Annotated in this window: 5 protein-coding genes; all 5 read right to left on the bottom strand. The window is 72.3% G+C overall.

Annotated features, from left to right (window positions below):
- A partial coding sequence (locus G6R25_RS22975) for a flavin reductase (RefSeq protein WP_235949478.1) occupies nt 1–196 on the bottom strand: 196 nt, incomplete at its 3' end.
- Nucleotides 197–222: 26 nt separating this feature from the next.
- Nucleotides 223–1,512 (bottom strand): hypothetical protein, encoded by a 1,290-nt coding sequence (locus tag G6R25_RS22970; protein ID WP_163554536.1) that lies wholly within the window; start codon nt 1,510–1,512, stop codon nt 223–225.
- A 479-nt stretch (nt 1,513–1,991) separates the two neighbouring features.
- Nucleotides 1,992–2,309 (bottom strand): antibiotic biosynthesis monooxygenase family protein, encoded by a 318-nt coding sequence (locus G6R25_RS22965; protein ID WP_205447387.1) that lies wholly within the window; start codon nt 2,307–2,309, stop codon nt 1,992–1,994.
- Nucleotides 2,310–2,346: 37 nt separating this feature from the next.
- Entirely contained in the window at nt 2,347–2,688 is a 342-nt protein-coding gene (locus G6R25_RS22960; RefSeq protein WP_163554534.1) for an antibiotic biosynthesis monooxygenase family protein, read from the bottom strand.
- On the bottom strand, nt 2,688–3,027 hold a 340-nt coding region (locus G6R25_RS22955; protein ID WP_163554533.1), incomplete at its 5' end, for an SDR family oxidoreductase. The genes G6R25_RS22960 and G6R25_RS22955, both read right to left, overlap by 1 nt.

Here is a 3,027-nt window from a genome sequence, read left to right as displayed (position 1 = left end):
CCCGGCACCGCGGAATCGCGCGGTCGCCCTGCCCGGGGACCGGCAGTCCGAACGGGCCCTCCCGCCAGGCGCAGCGCGCGAACTTGTCGATCTCGTCGCCGGTCTGCTCGCCGAACAGCGTCGCGAGTTCCTCGTCGGCCTCGTCGAGGCGATGGACCGCGAGGTGACTGGCCGCCGAGGCAGCCGCTGCGTTCACCACCGGGCACCGCCGACCACCGCCGGTCAGCCGCTGGCCGCCGACCGTGGCTTCGGCCCGGCGGCACGCATGTTGACCAGTCGGCCCAGCAGCTCGAACCAGAAGGGGGCGCCGGCGGTGAGGGCGAAGCAGGCGATGGCCAGACCGGCGATCTTCAGAAACCAGCCGCCGACCGTGTGCGGGACCTCCCGCGGGTCGTCACGGTCGTCGCTCCTCTGGACCCATCCGATCGGCAGGGCCAGGCCGGAGGCGTCCTGCACCGATCTGATCGCGCGCTCGACGGCGTCACCCGCGCCGGCAGCGGAACCCGCATCGCCGGAGTTCGCATCGCCGGAACCAGTGGTGGCGGAGTCCCCGGGGGTGGAGTTCGCGGTGGTGCTGCCGTCGGCGGCCGCCTGGCCGACCTGGGCCTGGCTCGCGGTCACGGCCGCGTCGTGCACGGTCCCGTCCTGCCACAGCGCGCGGGAGATGGCGACCGCGTCAAGGTTGAACACGGCGGACAGGACGATCGCGTAGCTGAGCAGGAACACCGCGATCCGCCGCTTGTACCACCCGGACAGGCGGTCCATCGCATCGTCGTACCACTGCGCCAGCTCGGTTATGATCTTCTCTCTGTCACCGCCCGTTCGGATCACGGCCGCGGTGAGCGCGTCCTTCGCCAGCGAGGGCGGCAACGCGGTCAGCCCGTCCTCCAGCGTCCCGACCGTCCCACTGCCGACCGCCGACATCAGCGCGGCGGCCACGACCCGTTCGGTCGGGTGGTCCACCGGCATCGCGTCATACAGGGCCTGGGCGGACCCCTCGTCGAGTGAGCGCCGGGCGGCGTCGTAGGCGATCTGGTAGTGCTCGCGGATCTCGTCGGCGATGTGCGCGGGCAGCGCGTTCGGGCGTAGCTGGGCCAGCATGGCCCGGGCGGGTGGGTCGACCCGGTCGAGCAGGGCCCGGGCGAACGCGGTGGACGGCACGTAGGAGGGCAGCCGCAGCCGGCGGGCTCGACTCACCGCGGCCCAGGTTCGCTGCACCGCTGGGTGATCGGCCATGTCGACGGAGGTCGCATCCCGGCCGGCGGTGCGCATGGCCCGCAGGGGCCCGTCGAGCAGCTCCGCGGCGACGTCCGTGGGTGCGTCCCCCGGATCGGACGGTGCTCCGCCCGGCGGGCGGCCGCCGAGCAGCCGGCGCAGCTCCGACTCAAGGCGCCGACCCCGATAGTGCAGGAGGCCGAGCACAGCCTCGTTGATCCGGGAGACGCCGAGGCTGAATGCGGCGAACAGCAGCGCGAGGCCGATCAGAACGTCCAGCGCGGACGAGTCAGGCACGTCGAAATCCCCCCGCTCCCGGCCGTGCCACCATGGCCGGTCCACCGCCCGCCGCCCCTGACACCGTCCCGGGCCGGGCCGAACCCCACGGCCGCAGGACGCATCCGGGCACCTCGGGCGCATCCATGCCGGACCGCGCATTTCTACACCGAGAAGCCGCACCCCCACCGGGCGGCGCAGTCCGACGCCACAGCCGATACGGAGTGTCACAGCAGCCGAACGGTGATGACCCGGGGTTCGGGGAGTCGCCGTCGGGCGCAACACGGCCGCGTTCTCGTCCGCGTCCGCGGTGTGCCCGCACTGCACACAGGCGAACTCGGCCCGCGCCATGTCGCTGCGGAATTCTCGCTGATGCGATCGGCTCGTTCGCTGGTTTTCCGGACTCACCAGGCACGCTCAGCGGCGTGGGCGGGAGATGGCATGGCGTCGGCCGCGCCGCCCACCCCAGACGGTGCGGCCGACGCCATGCGACTGTGGGGTCAGGCCGCGGGCGCCTCGCCGAACGGCCCCTGCGGGCCGTACGCGGCGACCTCGGTGTAGATCACCGGGCGACGCTCGGGATCCTGCAGAGGCCGCAGCGGGGAGGTCGTCCCACGATGGTTCGCCCCCTGCTCCCAGGCGCTGAACTCGGTCATGCCCGACCAGACGCTCACCACGACGTACCGAGACGGGTCCGCCACCGAACGCCGCAGCGCGTTGCCGAGCAGCCCCGGGGTGCCGACCAGCTTGGAGCTGATCGCATGGTATGCGCGTTCCACCGCCCCGGGATCGTCGGGCGGATCGACGGCCCAGAGCATCACCCGGACCGCCACCTCGCCACCGGCTCCCACGACGCTAGCCGGCCGCCGGCACCGGCAGGGACGCCGTGCCGGTCAGGTGCGTCAGGACACTGCCGGTGGCCATGGATCCGCTGGCGCGCAGCGGGTGCAGCGCCTTGCGGTGCTCCAGGTGTCGCTCGCTGGTCTCGAACTCGCGGAACTGCGCCTCGTCGACCCAGTCGCTGGTGATGAAGTACGTGCTCGGCTCGTCCTCCGAACGGATCAGCCACTGGCCCAGGTTGGCGGGGTGGGAGGTGACCGCGTCACCGATGCGCAGCCAGGTCTGCTCGAACTCGGCCTCGCGGCCCGGGTGGATCCGCATGGTCAGCATGATCCGGAAGGGCGGGGTCGATGTCATCAGATTCCTCCGTCGACCGTGAAGGTGGCGCCGTTGACGTAGGACGACACGTCGCTGGCCAGGAACAGGACGACCGCGGCAACCTCGTCGGCCTCGCCGAGGCGGCCCAGCGGGATGCGGTTGGTATAGGCCGTTCGGGCGGCCTCGGGCATGCCGGCGGCCTGGTCGGTCTCGATGACTCCCGGGGAGACCAAGTTGACCCGGATGCCGCGGGAGCCGAGCTCCTTGGACAGCGAGCGGGTCAGCCCGATCAGGCCGGTCTTCGCCGCGGTGTAGTGCGCCCGCAGCGGCACTCCGACGACCCCGGCGCCCGACCCGATGTTGACCACCGAACCGGAT

The organism is Candidatus Frankia alpina, from assembly GCF_902806485.1.
Lineage (GTDB): Bacteria > Actinomycetota > Actinomycetes > Frankiales > Frankiaceae > Frankia > Frankia alpina.
Note: the sequence above shows the minus strand (reverse complement) of the source record. Positions and strands in the feature narration are given on the sequence as shown.

What these genes read in the sequence shown, in the direction of transcription:
- G6R25_RS22965 (WP_205447387.1), bottom strand. Translation starts at nt 2,309, where the DNA reads ATGCTCTGGGCCGTCGATCCGCCCGACGATCCCGGGGCGGTGGAACGC.
- G6R25_RS22960 (WP_163554534.1), bottom strand. Translation starts at nt 2,688, where the DNA reads ATGACATCGACCCCGCCCTTCCGGATCATGCTGACCATGCGGATCCAC.